Raw genomic sequence first — 20,083 nt, 5'->3', positions numbered from 1 at the left:
TGAAGGACAGCAAATACTAATTACCCGTTCGTAAACTCCAATACGGCGGCAATCACGTACTCCTGCTCGTCGTCGGTCAGCGTCGGGAACATTGGCAGGCTCAGGCAATGGGCGTAGTAGCGCTCGGCGTTGGGGAAATCACCCGGTTTCCAGCCAAATTGCCGATAGTAAGGCATCAGATGCACCGGAACATAATGCACCTGCGCCATGATGTTGCGGATTCGTAGCGCGTCGTACAGCTCCTTGCGGTCGTCTACCTGAACAACGTAGAGGTGATAGGCATGACCTATGTTAGCGGGTGGCACGATTGTCGTTACGCTGGTTCCGGCAAAGGCCACGTCGTAGCGTTTGGCAATTTCGCGCCGACGGTCGAGCATGGCATCGACGCGACTTAACTGACTCATTCCTAACGCGGCCTGGAAATCAGTCAGGCGATAGTTATAGCCCAGTTCCTGCAACTCCATGTACCAGCCCCCCCGTTCGGGTTCGCCCGCGTAGGGTTCGTTCAGCTCAGCGGGTTTGTTGGTAATGCCGTGCGTTCGCAGCCGGAGCAGGTGCTTGTACAGGGTTTCGTTGTTGGTCGTAATCATACCCCCTTCCCCAGCCGCGATATGCTTGACGGGGTGGAAACTAAAAATAGCCAGATCCGCTAATGAGCCATCGCCACAGCGGTGTTCCCTCCCGGTTGAATCGCTGAACAATCCACCCGGTGAATGACAACTGTCTTCCAGCAGCCACAGCCCGTGTTCGTCGGCCAGTTCGCGGAAAGCCGCCATATCGACCGGATACCCCGCGAAGTCGACAGGAATGATGCCCGAAAAATGACCTTTTGGGTGCTGATCGAGCAGCACCCGCACGGCGTCGATGTCGATCAGCGCCGTGGCTGGGTCGATGTCGGCGAAATAGACCTCGCCCCCGCAATAGCGAACGCAGTTGGCCGAGGCCGAGAACGTAATGGGTGTGGTAATAACGCGCGTCCCCTCCTGCACGCCTAATGCCATGCAGCACAGGTGAAGCGCGGCCGTGCCGTTGGCCACTGCCACCGCATACTGGCACCCGATGTAGCTGGCAAACGCCGTTTCAAAGGCGGCAATGTGCGGTCCCTGCGTCAGAAACGGCCCGCGCAACACCTCCGTCACGGCCGCAATGTCGTCGTCCGTAATGTGCTGGCGTCCGTAGGGTATGAGATTTTCAGGCATCGGCCGTTCGGGTTTCAACCCAGGAAATGATGGTCTCCGCATCGTCTAAACCGGATTGAGCGACTTTCGCACTCGGATTGCCATCGTAGCCCAACGATAAGTGCAACGTGTCGTAGGCACTAACAAAAGCCCCCAATACTTTCTTGTCCAAAGTGGCCAGTTGTTCTTTGTACCAGCTTATATCTTTACGTCCCTTTTTCTTGGGCGATAACAGGTAATCCAGTGCCACCAGAATGCCAGAATAGGCCGTATTCCCAGCCATTTTAACGTATTTGGCATCCTGGTAATAGTCGTCTTCTTTGCGTGCCTTGTCGCGCAAAATCTCACGGGTGTTGTCAATGTAGCGTCGTGCTTCCTCAGTCGGTTTCATATTGGTGGGGTTGTCTGATTTAGATAATGATTAAACACTAAAATCAGCGTCAACGTGCTGCCGGATCTGTTCCCGTAGCTGCTCCACGTTCAGCCAGTCGGTGTTGGTGCCGGAGTTGTACTTGAAACCCATCTCGACGGCCCGGCCGTTGAACGCTTTTATGTAATCGTCCATGCTCCAGGTGGGCGTAGCGGGGGTAATCACGTAATACTTATCCGTCTCGACGGTACTGAGCGCGTCGGTTTCGGTGATCATCTCTTCGTGAAGTTTCTCGCCCGGCCGAATGCCAACTAACTTCTGTTCGCAGTTGGGGCCGATGGCTTCGGCAACGTCAGTGATGCGGTACGACGGTATTTTAGGGACAAAAATTTCCCCGCCCCAGGCGTGTTCGAGCGCGTGAAAAACCATCTCGACGCCTTCTTCGAGCGAGATATTGAACCGCGTCATGTCGGGGTGAGTGATGGGCAGAACGCCGTCCTTCCGCTTGTCCAAAAAGAACGGCACGACCGACCCCCGCGACCCGATTACGTTACCATAACGCACGACTGAAAACCGCAGATCGCGGCTGCCCTTCATGTTGTTGGCGGCTACAAAAAGTTTGTCGGAGCAGAGTTTGGTGGCTCCGTAGAGGTTGATGGGTGCGGCTGCTTTATCGGTTGAGAGCGCCACCACGCGCTTGACGCCGTTGTCAAAGGCCGCGTTAATTACGTTCTCGGCCCCGAAAACGTTGGTCTTGATGCACTCCATCGGGTTATACTCAGCGGCCGGAACCTGCTTCAGCGCGGCCGCGTGAACGATGATGTCCACACCTTCGCAGGCTCGCTTGAGCCGTTCGCCGTCGCGCACGTCGCCGATGAAAAAACGGATGGATTTGTACTGCGATTGCGGGTAGAACTGCGCCATCTCGAACTGCTTCAGTTCGTCGCGGGAGTAGACAACGACGCGTTTCACACCCGGAAAGCGCTGGTAGACCATCTCGACGAATTTTCTGCCGAAGGAGCCGGTGCCGCCCGTAATCAGAATGGATTTATTGGTTAAGTCAAGCATAATTCAGTTGGTAAGTCAGGCCAGTTGATGAGTTGGTCAGTTGATGAGTTAGCCTCACTCACCGACTGGCTGACTCGCTAACTGGCCTGACTGTTGTTCGTTCAAACGCATCAATGTAGCTCTTGGCGCTGGCATTCAGGATCGCAACGCCCCGGTGGTCGGCGTAGTCACGCAGGACTTCGTAGCCCCGGAAGACGTTGTGCAGGGATAAAAACTGCGATGACATCGACGACGTTCGTTGCCGGTACTTATCCGAATAAACGGGTTCGTGGCGCACGTCGGCGGGTTTATCGTAGAAGTGTATTTGTTTGATTAGTAACTGGTTCTGGTCGTCTAAACGGATTTGCTCATGCCAGGAGGTGTCAGCCCCGAACAGGTAAATAGTATCGAACCTGCGGTTGACCATCAGCGTCAGGGCCGCAATGATAACCGTTTGCGCCCGTGGCATACCCAATCCTTTTTCATACAGCCAGTACGTTAGTTGGTTGAAGCCGCTAACGACAGTATAGTTAAAATACACGACCTGAATATTGGCATTGCCGCGCTCAATTTGTCTCAGTAGATACGATCTTTTGGCAAAGTGGGGTACGTAGAGCATCATTGGCCAGTCTACCTGCTGCAGGAATACGGACAGTGTCCGTCGAATGTCGTCGCGGTCGGTGGTTTGTTCGGTGAAAACGAAGTAATTAGGATCGGAGATGACGTAGTTCTGGGGCTGAAGCTGCGCGAATGCCGCCGAGTGCGCGAAATTATTAACACAAACGATCTCGGTTTGGCGGATGAAGTCGAGTTGTTCCGTCAGCGACTCGTTCAGCGATGGTCCATTACCCAGTACGGAGCAAACCGGCCGTTGGTGGGGTGGCAACCGGGTGGCATGACGCCCGCGAATAGCCACTTTCACCAGCGATAACAGCGATGCGAACAGCGTATCTATGAATTGACGAACAGAATTAAAACCAGACTCGACCATGTAGTCAGAACTCGACGGTATGCTGTTTTTTATACAAAATAACGAAAAAAACGGGAGTTTAAACACGGACTAGTCCGTATTAAAACCTCTTCTCGAATGTAAGTTTAGGCGATTCCAGTGCGCCAAGGTTGCGTTTGAAACGCAGCAGGCTGGGCTTCGGCTGATGGTTTCCGTCGAGCGATACGCCGAGGTCGAGCAGCCGGATTTGTTGCTGCTGGCAATACCCGAACACGCCATCCGTCAGCAGCACCATCGGACTGTGGGCGTGGTAGGCGGGATTGGACGCGGGCAGGAAATTATACAGAATGTCTTCCCGGACCCGCACGGTCACTGTTAAAGCAGCCAGTGTTGGGCCGTCTTTGACAACGAAAACGGAAAACTGTTCGGGGAAAGTGAGGAGCAGTTTTTTCAGTTGGTCGGGTGGGAGGGTGAGCTTGTACCCCCGTTGCTGATGGGTTTGCATCAAAAATGACGTGACTTCATCAACGTTAGGGCAACGCCAGTGCGAAAACCGGAATCCAGCCCGCTGGCATTTTCGCAGTCGTCGTTGTTCCGCTGCTTCAATGACGTTCTTAAAGGCGGCACTGGTGACGGGCAGGTACGAATTCCAATTGGATGCTACCACGCAAAATCTCCGTTGAAGAAGTTGCTTCGTGAGTCGGTGAGCCTGTTCGGGGGCGTAGCAATGCGGGTAATTTACAAATCGAAGTACAGACGCACCGGTTGACTGGGCTTCGTCAATCAGCGCGTCGATGAAGCCGCCCAAAACAGAATCGGACAACGTTGGTATGAACTCAATCGAGCCGAAGGGAGCGGCAGCCGGGCTGCTGGCACGGCCGGGTTCGACAAAAAATGCGCATCGGGCGTCGGCCTGCCGGGTTACCTGATTTAGCGCCGTAATGACGCAGAAAGGCCCGGTGCTTTGCTGGCAGAGGTGTTCAGCGCTGTTGAAGAAAAAACCGGGTTGACTGAATAACGGAATTGCAGTCGCAGCTGGGCTTCGCTGTCGCAAGATCGCGTAATCCCTCATTCGGCTCGATCAGCGTTACTCATTTCGGGTGGGGGGTGGTTTGAGCAGGTAGCTACGCCCGTTTCTTTTTTATTAACTGCGCATACACCAACTGAATAATCCCGTCCTTGAGACCGAGATCGGGAACGATGATTTCTTCGGCACCGGCCCACTTCATCACCGAAATGTAGATGTCGGCAGCGGGTACGATGACGTCGGCGCGGTCGGCGTTCAGCCGTAATTTGTTGATGCGGTCTTCCTGACTGAACCCGGCGATGTAGTTGCGAATGCGTTCAATTTCGGTCCGTGTCGTGCTGGCATCCGACGTTTTGGACGCCAGGTTAAACAATTTACTGATGTTGCCGCCCGTGCCAACGGCAATCACCTCTTTGGTGGTGTCAACATTGTCTTGAACCCAATCCTCAATTCTGCGCCAGCCGCCCTTAATTTCCTTGCCTTCCAGCAGTCGTACTGAACCAATCTTGAACGATTTGGAATTTATCTTCTCCCGGTTTACGTACAAATTTAGTTCAGTGCTGCCGCCCCCAACGTCGATGTGCAAAAACTGCCGACCGTCCAGCGCCTGAACTACGACGTTATTAATGAGTTCGGCTTCTTTCTGACCGTCGATGATGTGAATTTTTACACCCGTGAGCGCTTCAATCCGTTTGGTGACTTCGTGCCCATTGGTCGATTCACGCAGGGCCGACGTAGCGCAGGCCATGTATTCTTCCACTTCGTGCAGTTCCATGAGCAGTTTATACACCTGCATCAGTTTGGTGGTTCGAGCCTCTGATTCGGGTGTTAGGGCACCAAAATTAAACACGTCGTGGCCGAGCCGTAGCGGAAATCGCACGTATTCAACGCGCTTGAAGCTAACGATGTCGTCGTTGTGTAGGACCGTCGAAATTTGCAGACGGGCTGCGTTGGAACCGATATCAATGGCTGCCAGTTTCATGTATGAAAAGCGAAAGAGTAAGAGGATGTAGTGCGCCTGGGTTCTGTCAACGTCCGTTGCAGTAATGTTCAGTGCGTATCGTTCAGCCGGTAAGTCGGGTTATGTCGGCCTTTCGTCCCCAAAGTAACGGATTTTTGTCGATCAGGGTTTGGTGCGTATTTTTGTCAACATTCCTGAACGCGCCCAAATCACTTGATCCTCCCTGTATTCCACAGCGTACGAACCTCTTTAGGATGTACATTAACGGCAACAAAGTTTGAAAACATTACCTGAACTTCTTCACGAACGCATTCTTGTGCTCGATGGCGCAATGGGGTCGATGATCCAGCAATACACGCTGTCTGAAGCTGACTACCGGGGGGAGCGCTTTGCCGACTGGCCACATGACCTCCAGGGCAATAACGATCTGCTGTCGCTGACCAAGCCTGAAGTCATTCAGGAGATTCACCGCCAGTACCTCGACGCCGGGGCCGACATCATCGAAACCAATACCTTCAGCAGTACGGCTATTGCGATGGCTGACTACCGTATGGAGGATCTGGCCTACGAACTTAATTACGATTCGGCCCGGATTGCAAAGGAAATTACCATTGAATTCACGCGTCAGAACCCCAACAAACCGCGTTTTGTGGCCGGAGCAATGGGGCCAACTAACCGCACCGCATCGCTCTCGCCCGACGTTAACAACCCAGCCTACCGCGCTGTTACCTTCGATCAGTTAGTTGATGCGTATTACGAGCAGGTCAGTGGTTTGGTCGATGGCGGGGCCGATCTGCTACTGGTCGAAACAATTTTCGATACGCTCAACGCGAAGGCCGCGCTGTTCGCAATTGATAAGTATTTTGTTGGAAAGACACCGCTACCCATCATGGTCTCCGGCACGATTACCGACGCCAGCGGCCGGACGCTCTCGGGTCAGACAACCGAAGCGTTTCTGTATTCGATGTCGCACTTACCCCTGCTGAGCGTGGGTCTGAACTGCGCCCTCGGTGCCGAACTGATGCGGCCGTACATCCAGACGCTTGCCAATGAAGCCCCGTTTTTTACGTCGGCTTATCCCAACGCGGGCCTGCCCAACGAATTTGGCGAGTACGACGAGACGCCGGAAATGATGGCGGTGCAGATCGAGGATTTCGTCAAAAGTGGTTTTGTCAACATCGTTGGTGGCTGCTGCGGCTCCACCCCCGATCATATCCACGCCATTGCGGCCGTAGCGGCTAAGTACCCACCCCGGCGCTTGCCCGAACCCGAACCGTATCAGAAATTAAGCGGCCTGGAACCGTTGAAAATTACCGAGCAAACCAATTTCCTGAACGTTGGCGAACGCACTAATGTCACCGGCTCGAAGATGTTTGCCCGGCTCATTAAAGCAGGCAACTACGACGAAGCGCTGAGCATTGCCCGTGGGCAGGTTGAAGGGGGCGCGCAGGTGATTGACGTCAACATGGACGAGGGAATGCTGGATTCGGTGGAAGCCATGACGACCTTCCTGAACCTGATTGCCGCCGAGCCGGACATTGCCCGTGTTCCCATCATGGTCGATTCCTCCAAGTGGGAAGTCATTGAAGCGGGGCTCAAGTGTGTGCAGGGCAAAGCCATTGTCAATTCTATTTCGCTCAAAGAAGGGGAGGACGCGTTCATCGAGCGGGCGCGGCTTGTTCGGCGCTACGGTGCAGCAGCCGTCGTGATGGCGTTTGATGAAGATGGGCAGGCCGATTCCTACGAACGGCGCATCCAAATTTGCGAACGAGCCTACCGGATTCTGGTCGACAAAGTCGGTTTTGCCCCGCAGGACATTATTTTCGACCCGAACATTCTGACCGTCGCCACGGGTCTGGAGGAGCATAACAACTACGCTGTCGACTTCATTAACGCCACGCGCTGGATCAAGCAGAACCTGCCGCTGGCCAAAGTGAGCGGGGGCGTATCGAATATTTCGTTTAGCTTCCGGGGCAACGACCTTGTGCGCGAGGCCATGCACTCAGCCTTCCTGTATCACGCCATTCGCGCTGGTCTGGACATGGGCATCGTCAACGCCGGGCAGTTGGAAGTGTACGACAGCATTCCAAAAGATTTGCTCGAACGCTGCGAAGACGTGCTGCTCAACCGCCGGGACGACGCCACCGAACGATTGGTGGAGTTTGCTGAAACGGTTAAAGCCAAAGGCAAAGAGGTCGTGAAGGACGAAAGCTGGCGGCTCGAACCCGTTCGCGAACGGCTCAAACACGCTCTTGTTAAAGGCATTACGGACTACATCGACCAGGACGTTGAAGAAATTCGGCACCAGGTCGAACGGCCATTGCACGTGATCGAAGGACCGTTGATGGACGGGATGAATATTGTCGGCGATTTGTTCGGAGCAGGTAAAATGTTCCTGCCGCAGGTGGTGAAGTCAGCGCGGGTGATGAAGAAAGCCGTGGCCTACCTAACCCCGTTTATCGAAGCGGAGAAAGGAGGGGGTGAAGCTCAGAATGCGGGAAAGATTCTGCTGGCTACGGTGAAGGGCGACGTGCACGACATTGGCAAAAACATCGTGGGGGTGGTGCTGGGCTGCAACAATTACGAGATCATCGACCTCGGTGTGATGGTGCCAACTCAGAAAATATTGGATGCGGCCCGCGAACACAACGTTGACATTATTGGCCTGAGTGGTCTGATTACGCCCTCGCTCGATGAAATGGTCGGCGTGGCGAAGGAAATGGAGCGGCAGGGCTTCACGATGCCGCTGCTCATTGGCGGAGCCACCACGTCGCGGATTCACACGGCCGTTAAAATAGACCCACACTATTCAGGGCCGGTTATTCACGTGTTGGATGCCAGCCGGAGCGTTCCCGTTGCCGGGCGGCTCGTGAGCGAAACGGATGGGACGAAAGAGTTAATCTTCTCGGAGATCAAAGCCGAATACGTCAAACTCCGCACGGATCACGCTAAACGGCAGAAGGAGAAAAACCTGCACAGTATCGAGAAAGCCCGCGCCAACCGCACTGCCATCGACTGGAGCCAGTTTGAGCCAACGAAACCGGTATTTCTGGGCAATCAGTATTTCAACGATTATTCCATCGCCGAACTGGCAAAATACATCGACTGGACGCCCTTTTTCCAGACGTGGCAGTTGCACGGCAAATATCCCGCTATCTTCGACGATGCCATTGTAGGTTCCGAAGCCCGGCAGTTATTTAACGATGCCAAAAAGCTCTTACAGGAGATCATCGACAACAAAATGCTAACTGCCAAAGCGGTTGTGGGTTTCTACCCTGCTAACTCCGCCGATGACGACGTACTGTTGCACGACTATGAAGAGCAGATTCGCGACGTTGCCTGTGAGCGGCACGGTTCGCACCGTCACGTCGAGTACCGAATATCCCGTGCCGAATCGGCCCAGGTTGTTTCGCCCGCCGTGACATCCGCCGGGGAGCTGATTTACGATACCAAAACGGTACTTCATTTCCTGCGTCAGCAGACCCAGAAAGCGCCCGGCCTGCCCAACCTGTGCCTTGCCGATTTCGTGGCCCCGCTCGACAGTGGCCGCGACGATTACATTGGTGCGTTTGCCGTTACGGCCGGAATTGGCATCGAAGCATTGCTGGAGAAATACGAGCGTGACCACGACGATTACAACAGCATCATGGTCAAAGCCCTCGCCGACCGGCTGGCTGAAGCCTTCGCTGAGCGGATGCACGAGCGCGTCCGGAAAGAGTTCTGGCCCTATGCCACCAACGAGAAATTGAGCAACGAGCAACTCATCAAAGAAGATTACCAGGGAATCCGTCCCGCTCCCGGCTACCCCGCCTGTCCCGACCACACCGAAAAAGGCAAACTGTTCGACCTGCTGAACGCGGGCGAGATTGGCATTGAACTTACTGAGAGTTACGCCATGTACCCGGCTTCGTCGGTAAGCGGTTTTTACTTTTCGCACCCCGAATCAAAGTATTTTGCCGTGGGCAAGATCAACAAAGATCAGGTACTGGATTACGCCCACCGCAAAGATATGCCCGTAGAAGAGATCGAAAAGTGGCTGGCCCCCGTGCTGAGTTATGATGCGTAGACGGATTGGCTGCGTTCCCGAAAAAAGACGGTTGCGCCAACGACCGTCTTTTTTGTTGTTAATTTATGCCTATCATTTCCAGATTAGTTTCGCATGGAAAATTTCATCGACCAGATTGAGATCAACAATTTTAAATCAATACGTCATTTAGAGTTGACAGGCTTCAAGCGGATCAACCTTTTTCTGGGACGGCCCAATGTAGGCAAGTCTAATTTGCTGGAAGCGTTGTCGCTATTCAGTTTGCCGTATATATGGGAAGGCTCAAAAAAGTTGACAGACCTTGTGAGGTTAGGTAATCCGTTTGAGATATTCTTTGATGGCAACTATGGTCAGACTTGCAGAGTAAGCGTAAGTCTGAGCGGAGACTTGAAAAAAACTTTAGTTTACGAAATCAATTTAGGTTCAGGGAAAAGCACACTGGAATTTGAAACTTTCATCACTAAATCTGAAAATCTTTCGGAGGATATATCTGAGTCTGTCCAAGGACGCCACAGGCAAACTAAGTTTGAACTGGACACTGACTTAAAAATGAATAACGCTACGGCTGATGAGAATTATGAAATTGTAGATCATGTTATGCGGTACGTATTCAGGGAATCTGGTGGCGTTCAACAAGGAGTAGTGCGCCCTTGGATAACTTCTCTGAACCCCCCATTCGGTAATAATCTGCTTAACGTTCTGGAGCATTCTTCATCATTGAGAGAATATTTTGGCCAATGGTTTCAGCAATATGGTCTACGCTTGGTGCTTGATAGGGCAAGTCGGTCATTGAAAGTAATGAAGGACAAGGGGGATACAGTCTTCATCCTTCCTTACTCGTCCGTCGCCGACACACTACAACGCATCATCTTCTACAAAACCGCCGTTGCTTCCAATCAAAATTCGGTGTTGCTTTTTGAGGAGCCGGAAGCTCATGCGTACCCGCCCTACATTTCAGAGTTTACGCAGGAGGTTATTCGGTCTGCTACAAATCAGTTTTTCATCGTTACCCACAGCCCACTTATTGTTGAGCAGTTCCTAAGTGGGGCACTCGACGATCTGGGCATATTCATGGTTGATTTTGAAGATGGTCAGACTGTGGTCAAAGGGTTGACAACAGACGAGATCAAGGAAGTTTACCGCTACGGAATTGATCTGTTTTTCAACGGTGAATCGTATTTGGCTTGATGGATCAGCATATAATTCCGGAATGCTACATTGACACCAAACTTGTAAAAATGCTCGTACCTCCCCAAGTCAGGTACAATCACCAGCATGGTTGCTCTAACGTGGAGAAAATCATGAAGAAGCTGAGGGGAGATTTTGCACTTGGGATCATTGACAAAGATAAGAAGGTGCTCAAGTATCTGGACGAATGTCAACTTGTGTGTGAGCAGGCTGAGTTCTTACAATTGTACAAACACGGAAGTGAGCACCATTATCTGATAATCATCAGGCCAGCCATGGAAAGATGGATTCTCAACACAGCCGATGTCGCTGGTTTGTCCCTGAAGGATTTCGATTTGCCCGATGATCTCGATAAACTGTGCGATCTCACTAAAACAGCAAAGAGCGATAAACAGGACCCAAACGCTCAGAAATTCGGCCAGCTTTTTCGGGAACTCAGGCGGTACAATCCTCCCTCAGTTACCGTCCTGTCATTTTGGATAACCTATCTCAAAGCCAACCCGTACACCGTAGATACAGATTGGCTCATACAAGAAACAGATCGTCTGTTGATTAATCCATGAAAACGCAAAAAAGACCGGTCAGTTTGACCGGTCTTTTTTGTTGTACTCTTTAATCTAAATATCACTTACGGCATGACGACCGTGTCGATTACGTGAATCACGCCGTTGGACTGATTCACGTCGGCGATGGTAACGGTAGACGTACCACCTTTAGCATCGGTCAACATGATTTTCTTGCCTTTCTGCATGGCTGTCAGCGTACCGCCAGCTACCGTTGTCAGCGTAGCTTTGCCACCACCGTCTTTGATAGCTTTCATCAAATCAGCCGCGCTCATTTTGCCCGATACAACGTGGTAGGTCAGGATGCCCGTCAGCGCATCTTTGCTTTCAGGCTTCACCAGCGTTTCAACCGTGCCCGCAGGCAGTTTTGCAAATGCTTTGTCGGTTGGGGCAAACACCGTAAATGGGCCGGGACCTGACAGCGTCTCGACTAAACCGGCTGCTTTCACTGCCGCCACCAGCGTGGTGTGGTCTTTTGAGTTAACCGCGTTTTCGATAATGTTCTTTGATGGATACATAGCAGCACCGCCAACCGTCACCGTCTTTTCCTGGGCAAACGAAACTTGGCTCATCGCCAGCAACGAAATCATCGAAAAAATAAGTTTGAAAGTCTTCATGTTGTTCTTTGAAATTAGTTGAAATGTGTATTGAATGTGTGATCAATCAACGGGAAGACATACGGTTTAAGGTTATTGTTTAGATTCATCGTTGAACAAATTATGTTGTTATCGATCAACTGTTCGGGTAACGGCTACTATACGCAAACTGACAAACGCGTTCTGGATAATAAAATGACAAATGACCAAAAAATCACCTGATTAAGGTATTGCGCAGAGGAAGCTAACCCCCTACCTTTCAGATTGTAACCTTCTTGCTACCCATACCATGCCTATCGCTGTCGCCGTCGCTGATGACCACCATTCGGTGGTTAAGGTCCTCGCTGACCTACTCCAAAAATTTGATCGCTATGACGTCCTGTTTATGGCCGGGAATGATGGCGACCTGCTGAACCGACTCCAACGAGGACCCCTGCCCGACATTGCCCTGATTGATCTGAACAGGGCCAGAACGGCTGACTTCGAGACAGTCGCGCAGTTCGGGTACTTTCGCCCGGCAACGGGTCAGCCAGCCCTCTCGATGACTGACCTCAACGAGCATATTATCCGTATGATTCATGACGGAGCGCGGGGCGTTCTGCTCAAAGGATGCCGTTCGCCAGAGTTACGCCGGGCATTGCATGATGTGGCGGAACAGGGATCATGTTATGCTGATTTCCTGATTGAAGGACTCAGCCACAGCCTGCCAGCTCCCAAACCAGTTGCGCCAGCAACGGTTTTTAACCTCAACGCCCGTGAGCATACGTTTTTGAAACTTGCATGTAGTGAGTTAACTTACAACGATATAGCTGACCGAATGTGTGTTAGTCCGCGTACGGTTGATGGCTACCGCGAAGTTGTATTTCAGAAGATGAACGTTCGTACCCGCGTTGGAATGGTCATGAAAGCCATGCGGCACGGCTTGGTGGACTTGTAATGAAGTAACCGGGGGTTACGGCGACCGTTTTAGTCCGTGCCGGTTGTAAATGGTAGCGATTTCGCCTTTACCAAGGGTCAGTACACGGGCAGTCTGTGACAAATAACCCTGTCCGTACTGAAACTCCTGCCGGTAAGTTCGTCCGTTTCGGTTGCGAATGAGGGCGTAGGCGTCGTCTGGTCTCAGCCGAATAACCTGGTCCGGCTTCGTCGCCAACTGATACCCTTCTAACCGACTGCCATTATTGGCAACCAAAACGACCCGCCCCCCGGTGGTCAGGTGCAATACGGTCAGCCCTTTCGCATCGCCGTCGGCCCGGAAACCCGTAGCGGCACTGTGAACGGGTCGGAACCGTCCGGTTCCGTCGCCCGCCAGCAGCAGGCCTGTCAGGGCGTCGTAGCGACCCGTGGATACTTCGGTGGCGTACGAATTGCCTGTCAGCAGCAGGTCTGGGTGACCGTCGCCGTTGTGGTCGCCGGGGAGCAGACCGTAGACCGGGCCAATCTGAGCATCAACAGGCAGGGCACGGCGTACAAAGCGGCCGTTGCCTTTATTCTCGATGTAGATGCTCTCGAAGCATTCGCTTTTTACCACGTATGCATCCCTCAGTTCACTCGGCAGAAACGAGTCCTCAAATCGGGCGGTGGCGTAGTCCAAAAACGTGTTGAAACGCCCCCGCATAGGGTTAATTTGCTTGATGAGGTCGCTGCGTGTGGGTCCGGGATAGTTCTGGCCCTGCACAAAATAGCACATGACGGGGTCGATGGTCCCATTTTTGTCGTAGTCTTTGGCGTAGATGCACAGCGGTTCGGTGGGCGTGGCGCGGTAGCGGCTGTTTAGACCCAAATTGCCCGCCACGTAGTCCATGTCGCCGTCTTCGTCGAAATCTCCAGCGGCTAAACTGTTCCACCAGCCAACGGTGTGCGTCAGGCCCGTTTCAGTCGTGACTTCGCGCAGTCGGTCGTCGGTATTTTTAAAGAACCGGATGGGTATAAACTCGCCCGCTACGATCAGATCGGGGCGGTTGTCGTTATCAAAATCGGTCCACAGCGCTGACGTTACCATGCCCGGCTGCACCAGTTCGGGGCAGACCCGCGCCGTTACGTCAGTGAACAAGCCCCGGTTGTTCTGAAACAGATAACTTCGGACCGGCATCGGATACCGCCCCGGCGACACCCGCCCGCCCACGAACAGATCGAGATCGCCGTCACGGTCATAGTCCCCGGCCACCACGCACGAGCCACTGGTTCGGATGTCGGGCAGGGCCGTTGGCAGGTGGCTGAAGTTACCGACTCCGTCATTAACGAAAAACCGATGCCGGTAGAGCGACGAACCGGTCAATTGTTCCGACCCACCCCCGACTACGTACAGATCGAGGTCCCGGTCGCCGTCAGCATCGAACAGCAAAACGCCCATCTCATCCACGGGCGAGAGCTGGAGCAGCGCCCGCTGCTGAAATGAACCAGCGACCGTCTGTAGAAAAAAACGCCCCCCAACCCCGGCCGCTCCACCCACATAAAAATCATCACGTCCGTCGCCGTTCACGTCACCAACCGCAATACCGGGGCCGTTTCGGGAGTGCATGTGGGGGAGGAGTGGCTGCACCGTAAAATCCTCAAAGGTGTTTTCTTCGTGCGTGTAGGTCAGTCCCCGCTGCCCGGTAATATCAGCGAACAAACGGGCGGGAGCAACGGCGGCTTGGGGAGCTGATGGTTGCCGCGAGTCGGCATAGCGGATAACCAGCCGCTGGTCGGGCCGGACGTTGCGGAACGTTTGGCGGTGTCCGTCGGGCCACTCAACCACTACGCTGTCAATGCGTTTGCTGTCACCCAAACCGAAATGAATGATTGGGTCGACCGACGATTCGTAGCCCCGGTAGGGGTTGTTCTCCTGAAACTGCACCGGCTTTTTGGTATCTGATTGCCCCCGCGTCGAATCACCGGCGTAGAGCCAGAGTTTCGCGCCGATGCCTTGCCGGTTGGTAACCGGACCGTTCAGTCGGACGCTCAGGAAGTGGTGTTTCGTGCGCTCCCGGCTCCAGTTCCGAAATACCTGCGCCTTGTCGTTGAAGCGGTTGATGACCAGTTCGAGGTCGCCGTCGTTGTCCAGATCGGCATACACGGCCCCGTTTGAAAACCCTTTGTCAGTAAATCCCCAGTCGTCGGAGCGTTTGGTGAACGTTAGGTTACCCGGCTGGCCGGCGGTGTTGTTTTCGTAGAGGTAATTTTGCAGCGGCACCTTGTCGAGCGCGTGAATGGCGGCTAATTTCTCGGCCCGTTTGGCATCGACGCTGCCCATCGGCGACTGCGATTTGGCCTGGTAGGTGATATAATCCAAGTTGCCGAGGTCGCGGTAAAAACCGTTGGTTACCATCAGGTCTTTGTCGCCGTCGTTGTCATAATCGCCCCAAAGCGCACTCCAACTCCAGTCGGTGCTGCTGACCCCGGCCAGAAAACCAACGTCGCTAAATGCCGGAACCGCGACGGCGGACCGGCCGGTCCGCGCATTACCATTGTTGATCTGCAAGGTGTTGCGGGTGTACTGGGGTTGGTAGCCTCGCTGCACGGCCAGTTGAAATTTGTCGTAGCTGGCTGCTGGAATAAGCATCTTGCGCCGGAGATTGTCTTCGGGCAGCATGTCCAGCACGAAAATGTCGGGCAGTCCGTCGTTATTCATGTCGGCCACGTCGTTGCCCATCGACGCAAAACTGGTGTGTTTCAGAGATTCCCCGGCCCGGTCCAAAAACGTCCCGTTTCGGTTGTTGATGTACAGGATGTCGTTGGTCAGAAAGTCGTTGGAGACGTAGATGTCGGGCCAGCCGTCGCCGTTGACGTCGCTGATGGCCGCGCCTAAGCTGTACCCTTCAATCAGGATTCCCGCCTGTTTCGATACGTCTTCAAAATGCCCTTTGCCATCGTTCCGGTACAGAATATCGGTGCCTTCCGACTCGCCGTTGACTTTGCGCCCGGCTACGTTGTTAACGCCGGTCATCATCTGGTCGGCGGGGTTGGTAATCAGAAAACAGTCGAGATCACCGTCGCGGTCGTAGTCGAAAAACGACGCGTTCATCGTCTGCCGGGTTTCGGCTAAACCGTATTCAGCCGCCCGCTCGGTGAAAGTCACCTGACCCTTTTGCTTCCCCGTTTTCGCAATTCCATTGTTGACATACAGTAGGTTAGCCCGGTTGCCGAACGTGGCGCTCCCCGACACGTTGACGTAAATATCCAGCCAGCCATCCTGGTTAATGTCCACCATCGACACGCCCGTACACCAGCGATTGGTCGTCAGCCCTGCGTCTTTGGTAACGTCTTTGAATTTCAGGTCGCCTTTATTCAAATACAACCGGCTGGTGGTTTGGTTGCCCGAAAAAAACAGGTCCGTCAGGCCGTCGTTGTTAACGTCGCCAGCGGCCACACCCGCGCCGGTGTAGATGTTCATGTAATTCAGCACGTTGTATTTGTCGTTCTCCTCAACCCGATTCACGAAGTCGATGCCCGTTTGTGACGACGACAGCGACTCGAACAGCGTTTCCTTGCCACAGCCGCATAATCCCAGCCACAGCATTATCAGCAGACCCATTTGCTTACCGTGCTGCATACACTTTCTGCTGAATAACCCGTTTTTTACCAAACGTATCGTAAATAACCACCGACTGCGCCCCCACCGGCATCGTGAACCGGCGGCCCTGCTGCGAGAGGTATGAATGACCAAAATAAAACTCCTGTCGATAGGATTTCCTGTCAAATTCCATAATGAGTGCGTAGGTATCAGTGGGTAGCAGCAGAATCGAAGGCCGCGCCGGTCCGCCCACCCGGAACGTGCGCAACGGCCCAGAATTACTGCCGACCAGCACGAGCGTTGCGCCGTTAGCGTGTTGCAAACAGGTGACGGATTTGTTGTCGCCGGTCAGGTTGAGCGTGTGCCGGTCGGGGGTGAAATGCCCCCTGCCGTCGCCCCGTAGGAGCAAACTTCCCTGCGCATCGTAGCGGCCTACGTTCACTTCGGTCGCGAACGAGTTGCCCACCGCCAGCACGTCGGGGTTACCGTCGCCGGTGAAGTCGGCGCAGAGCATCCCGTAAATTGGGGCAAATTGTGCCTGTGTCGACAACGCGCTGATAACGAACTTGCCCCCGCCCCGGTTTTCAAGGTACGACGACGCAAAACGCTCACTCCGAACGACGTAGGCATCGGCAACTTCGTCGGCGCGGAATGATTCGCGAAAGGTGGGTTTGGCGTATTCTTCGTAGGTAGTGAAGCGGGCACGCATGGCCGCCATCTGTTTATTGATGTCGTCGCGGGTGTGGACGGTGTACTCGTCGCCGTCCTTGAAATGGCACATGACGGGGTCTAAACGGCCGTTTTTGTCGTAGTCTTTAGCATAGATGCACACGGGTTCGTCGGCGGTGGCGTGGTAGGGACTGTTCAGGCCGAGGTTGCCCGCGATGTAATCTGTGTCGCCGTCTTTGTCGAAATCACCCCCGACCAGACTGTTCCACCAGCCCGCCGTGTGCGTCAGCCCGGTTTGGGCGGTTACTTCGCTGAAGCGGCCATTTATGTTCCGAAAGAACCGGATGGGCATAAATTCACCAACCACAATCAAATCGGTCCAGGTGTCGTTGTCGAAGTCGGTCCACAACGCCGACGTGACCATGCCCAAACGCGAAAAGTTGACCCCGGCCCGGTTCGATACGTCCGAAAATCGGCATCGTTTCTGCTGACCTGGTCCGGTAAATGAATCGTTACGAAGCAAATAACTCCGGGGCGACAGCGGGTACTCACCGGGGCAAACGCGCCCGCCGACGAACAAATCTAAATCGCCATCGTGATCATAGTCAGCCGCCACCACGCTCGACCCGCTGGCATTGACCGGTGGGAGAGCACTCCGCGAGCGCGCAAAACGACCTGTGCCGTCATTGAGGTATAGCCGGTGCTGATAGGCAGCGTCGCCCTGCTTTTTTGCCGATGCGCCCCCGCTGACCACGTACAGGTCCTGATCGCCGTCATTGTCAGCATCGAAGAACAGGGCACCCATGTCGTCGGCCAGCGAATCGGTGCCAACGGTTGTGCGGGTGAAAGTGCCCGCTTTGGTTTGCACGAACAACCCACCGGTCGCGTTGGCGGCACCGCCCGCGTAAAAATCGTCCAGCCCGTCGCCGTTAATGTCGCCGACGGCCAAACCAGGTCCGTTGTGTGAGTTGAGGTGCGGCAGAAGCGGTTGCTCCCGGAAATCGACAAATTCGTCTTCGTGGTGCTGGTAGTGGATGTTGAGGTCATTGCCACACTCGGTAAACAGCGGAACGGGACGTTCGGGCTGGAATTTGTTTCTCGGCGGATGCGCATTTCGGTAGTTCAGCGTCAGAAACTGGTTTGATTTTGGGTTCCGCAACGTTTCTTTCCGACCGTCGGGCCAGCGAACAGTTAGGCTGTCGACCGGGCCGGTTTTCAGTCCGAAATGGGCGTTTAGCTCCACCGTAGACAGATACCCGCGATACGGCGAAACGTACTGGTATTGCATCGTTCCCCCCTGCCAGAGCCAGATTTTCGCGCCCAGCCCGTCGCGGTTGTCGGTTGGTCCCGTCAGCCCGACGCGCAGCCAGTTCGGAGCATTGGGTTTCTGGCTGGCCCGGTTTTCGTAGATGGTGGCTGGCTCGTCTAAATTATTAAACACCAGATCTAAATCGCCGTCATTGTCCAAATCGCCGTAAGCCGCGCCGTTGGCGTAGCCCGGTGTATCCAATCCCCACTGCGCCGACACATCGACAAACATGGGGTTGGTGGCCGACGTATCGGCGCTAGTGTTTCGGTAGATGTAGCTATGAACCTGGATGCCCGGCAGTTTACCCAACTCGGCCAAGCGTTCCTTCCGGTTTGCGTCGGGCGTGCCCATGAACAACGCCCGCTTACCGTACATGATGAAATCTAAATTGGTGATGTCCTGCCTGTAGCCATTTGCTACGAGCAAATCTTTCCAGCCGTCGTTATCGTAGTCGGCGAAGAGGGGACTCCAACTCCAGTCGGTGGCCTGCACCCCGGCAAGCTGACCTACTTCGCTGAACGAAACCTGCCCGTTGAGGTCAGGGCCGTTGTTGAGTTGCAGCGTATTGCGGATGTACTGCGGTTCGTAGCCATACGCAATGTTCTGCTGAAACTCGTCGTAGGTGTTGCCCATCATCGTGAGTTTCCAGCGTTTATTGTCGGGCGGCAGCATGTCCACCACCATCACGTCGGTCAGGCCGTCGTTGTTGATGTCGGCTACGTCGTTACCCATGCCGTTGTGCGTCTGGTGGCGCATCAGCGCCCCGGCTTCGTTGCGAAAACCCGTGTGGCGTCCTCGCGCATCATGCTGGTTGATCCAAACCAGATCGTTGGTCAGAAAATCGTTCGAGACGTACACGTCCGGCCAGTCGTCGTTGTTCAGATCGCTGATGGACACGCCCAACCCGAAGCCTTCGATGGTGATGCCTTCGGCCCGCGATACGTCGGCGAACGTTGGTAGTCCAGCCGCGCCAACGCCGTTGTTTCGGTAGAGTTTATCGGTCGTTGAGGACTGCCCATCGGTTTGTTTAGGTCGCGAATTATTGCGGTTGTAGTTAACGATGGAGTTGCGCAGCAGGTACATATCCAGATCACCGTCGCGGTCGTAGTCGAAGAATGCGGCCTGAATATCGTAGCCATCGTCGGCTAAGTTCATCGCGTCGGCGGCTTCGCGGAAGGTTGGGATACCATCAGCGTTGAGACCGTTGTTAATGAAAAACAGGTTCCGCATGGCCGACGAGGGAGTTTTGCGATGACCCGCCCGGCAGATGTAGATATCCTGAAACCCATCCTGGTTGATGTCGACCACGCTTACCCCGTACTGCCAGCCATCGGTTTTCAGTCCCGCCCGCTCGGTAATGTCCTCAAATTTTGGCCCGTCTTTACCCGGTACGGTTCGGTTCAGGTACAGCCGGGCCGGAACCTGATTACCCGTGAAAAGAAGGTCCAGTAGTTTGTCGTTGTTGACGTCGCAGAGGGCCACGCCTGCCCCGTTGAACTTGTACTCAAAGTCCAGAATCGTGATCGAATCGTTGGGCGTAAGCTGGTTAACAAAGTCGACCCCCGTCTCCGACGCGCTCAACTGCCGGAACAGCTTTTGGGAGCCGGTCAGGGATTGACAAGTACTCAGGCCAACCGCCATTAATAGTAGCAGAAAGACACGTACCGGATAACACAAACTCAGCAT

The 20,083-nt window shown here is 54.1% G+C and carries 13 protein-coding genes; 4 read left to right on the top strand and 9 right to left on the bottom strand.

Annotation, left to right across the window (positions count from 1 at the left end):
- Nucleotides 1–20: 20 nt before the first annotated feature.
- The 6 genes from pseC to ACYVHB_RS17060 all read right to left on the bottom strand — a co-directional run bounded on the left by pseC (nt 21) and on the right by ACYVHB_RS17060 (nt 5,553).
- The gene (pseC, locus tag ACYVHB_RS17085) at nt 21–1,199 is read right to left on the bottom strand and encodes a UDP-4-amino-4,6-dideoxy-N-acetyl-beta-L-altrosamine transaminase (RefSeq protein WP_461052983.1); all 1,179 of its coding nucleotides are present in this window, start codon (nt 1,197–1,199) and stop codon (nt 21–23) included.
- The gene (locus ACYVHB_RS17080; protein ID WP_461052982.1) at nt 1,192–1,569 is read right to left on the bottom strand and encodes a DUF5618 family protein; all 378 of its coding nucleotides are present in this window, start codon (nt 1,567–1,569) and stop codon (nt 1,192–1,194) included. Before ACYVHB_RS17080 ends, pseC begins: the two co-directional genes overlap by 8 nt.
- A gap of 30 nt (nt 1,570–1,599) precedes the next feature.
- On the bottom strand, nt 1,600–2,616 hold the full coding sequence (gene pseB / locus ACYVHB_RS17075) for a UDP-N-acetylglucosamine 4,6-dehydratase (inverting) (protein ID WP_461052981.1): 1,017 nt from the start codon (nt 2,614–2,616) through the stop codon (nt 1,600–1,602).
- Nucleotides 2,617–2,674: 58 nt separating this feature from the next.
- A complete protein-coding gene (locus ACYVHB_RS17070; RefSeq protein ID WP_461052980.1) occupies nt 2,675–3,586 on the bottom strand; it encodes a hypothetical protein in 912 nt (303 codons plus the stop codon).
- A gap of 79 nt (nt 3,587–3,665) precedes the next feature.
- Nucleotides 3,666–4,616, bottom strand: coding sequence for a GNAT family N-acetyltransferase (locus ACYVHB_RS17065; RefSeq protein ID WP_461052979.1), 951 nt, complete (start codon nt 4,614–4,616; stop codon nt 3,666–3,668).
- A gap of 52 nt (nt 4,617–4,668) precedes the next feature.
- Nucleotides 4,669–5,553 (bottom strand): Ppx/GppA phosphatase family protein, encoded by an 885-nt coding sequence (locus tag ACYVHB_RS17060; protein ID WP_461052978.1) that lies wholly within the window; start codon nt 5,551–5,553, stop codon nt 4,669–4,671.
- 256 nt (nt 5,554–5,809) lie between these two features.
- On the opposite strand from ACYVHB_RS17060, the gene metH reads away from it, so the two are divergent.
- The 3 genes from metH to ACYVHB_RS17045 all read left to right on the top strand — a co-directional run bounded on the left by metH (nt 5,810) and on the right by ACYVHB_RS17045 (nt 11,328).
- Nucleotides 5,810–9,598 (top strand): methionine synthase, encoded by a 3,789-nt coding sequence (metH, locus tag ACYVHB_RS17055; RefSeq protein ID WP_461052977.1) that lies wholly within the window; start codon nt 5,810–5,812, stop codon nt 9,596–9,598.
- 93 nt (nt 9,599–9,691) lie between these two features.
- The gene (locus ACYVHB_RS17050; protein WP_461052976.1) at nt 9,692–10,765 is read left to right on the top strand and encodes an AAA family ATPase; all 1,074 of its coding nucleotides are present in this window, start codon (nt 9,692–9,694) and stop codon (nt 10,763–10,765) included.
- Nucleotides 10,766–10,878: 113 nt separating this feature from the next.
- Complete coding sequence (locus tag ACYVHB_RS17045) at nt 10,879–11,328, top strand: hypothetical protein (protein WP_461052975.1); 450 nt, start codon at nt 10,879–10,881, stop codon at nt 11,326–11,328.
- 65 nt (nt 11,329–11,393) lie between these two features.
- On the opposite strand, the gene ACYVHB_RS17040 is transcribed toward ACYVHB_RS17045, so the two are convergent.
- Nucleotides 11,394–11,945 (bottom strand): fasciclin domain-containing protein, encoded by a 552-nt coding sequence (locus ACYVHB_RS17040; protein ID WP_461052974.1) that lies wholly within the window; start codon nt 11,943–11,945, stop codon nt 11,394–11,396.
- Between the two features lie 268 nt (nt 11,946–12,213).
- Between ACYVHB_RS17040 and ACYVHB_RS17035 the strand changes: the two genes are divergently transcribed.
- Nucleotides 12,214–12,861 (top strand): LuxR C-terminal-related transcriptional regulator, encoded by a 648-nt coding sequence (locus ACYVHB_RS17035; protein ID WP_461052973.1) that lies wholly within the window; start codon nt 12,214–12,216, stop codon nt 12,859–12,861.
- A 15-nt stretch (nt 12,862–12,876) separates the two neighbouring features.
- Here ACYVHB_RS17035 and ACYVHB_RS17030 read toward each other — a convergent pair whose 3' ends face one another.
- Nucleotides 12,877–16,458 carry a VCBS repeat-containing protein gene (locus tag ACYVHB_RS17030; protein ID WP_461052972.1) on the bottom strand — a complete coding sequence of 1,194 codons (3,582 nt, stop codon included), beginning with the start codon at nt 16,456–16,458 and terminating at the stop codon, nt 12,877–12,879.
- Nucleotides 16,445–20,083 carry a VCBS repeat-containing protein gene (locus ACYVHB_RS17025; RefSeq protein WP_461052971.1) on the bottom strand — a complete coding sequence of 1,213 codons (3,639 nt, stop codon included), beginning with the start codon at nt 20,081–20,083 and terminating at the stop codon, nt 16,445–16,447. Before ACYVHB_RS17025 ends, ACYVHB_RS17030 begins: the two co-directional genes overlap by 14 nt.

It is taken from the genome of Spirosoma arcticum, assembly GCF_054779955.1.
This window is presented reverse-complemented; position numbering and strand designations above follow the sequence as displayed.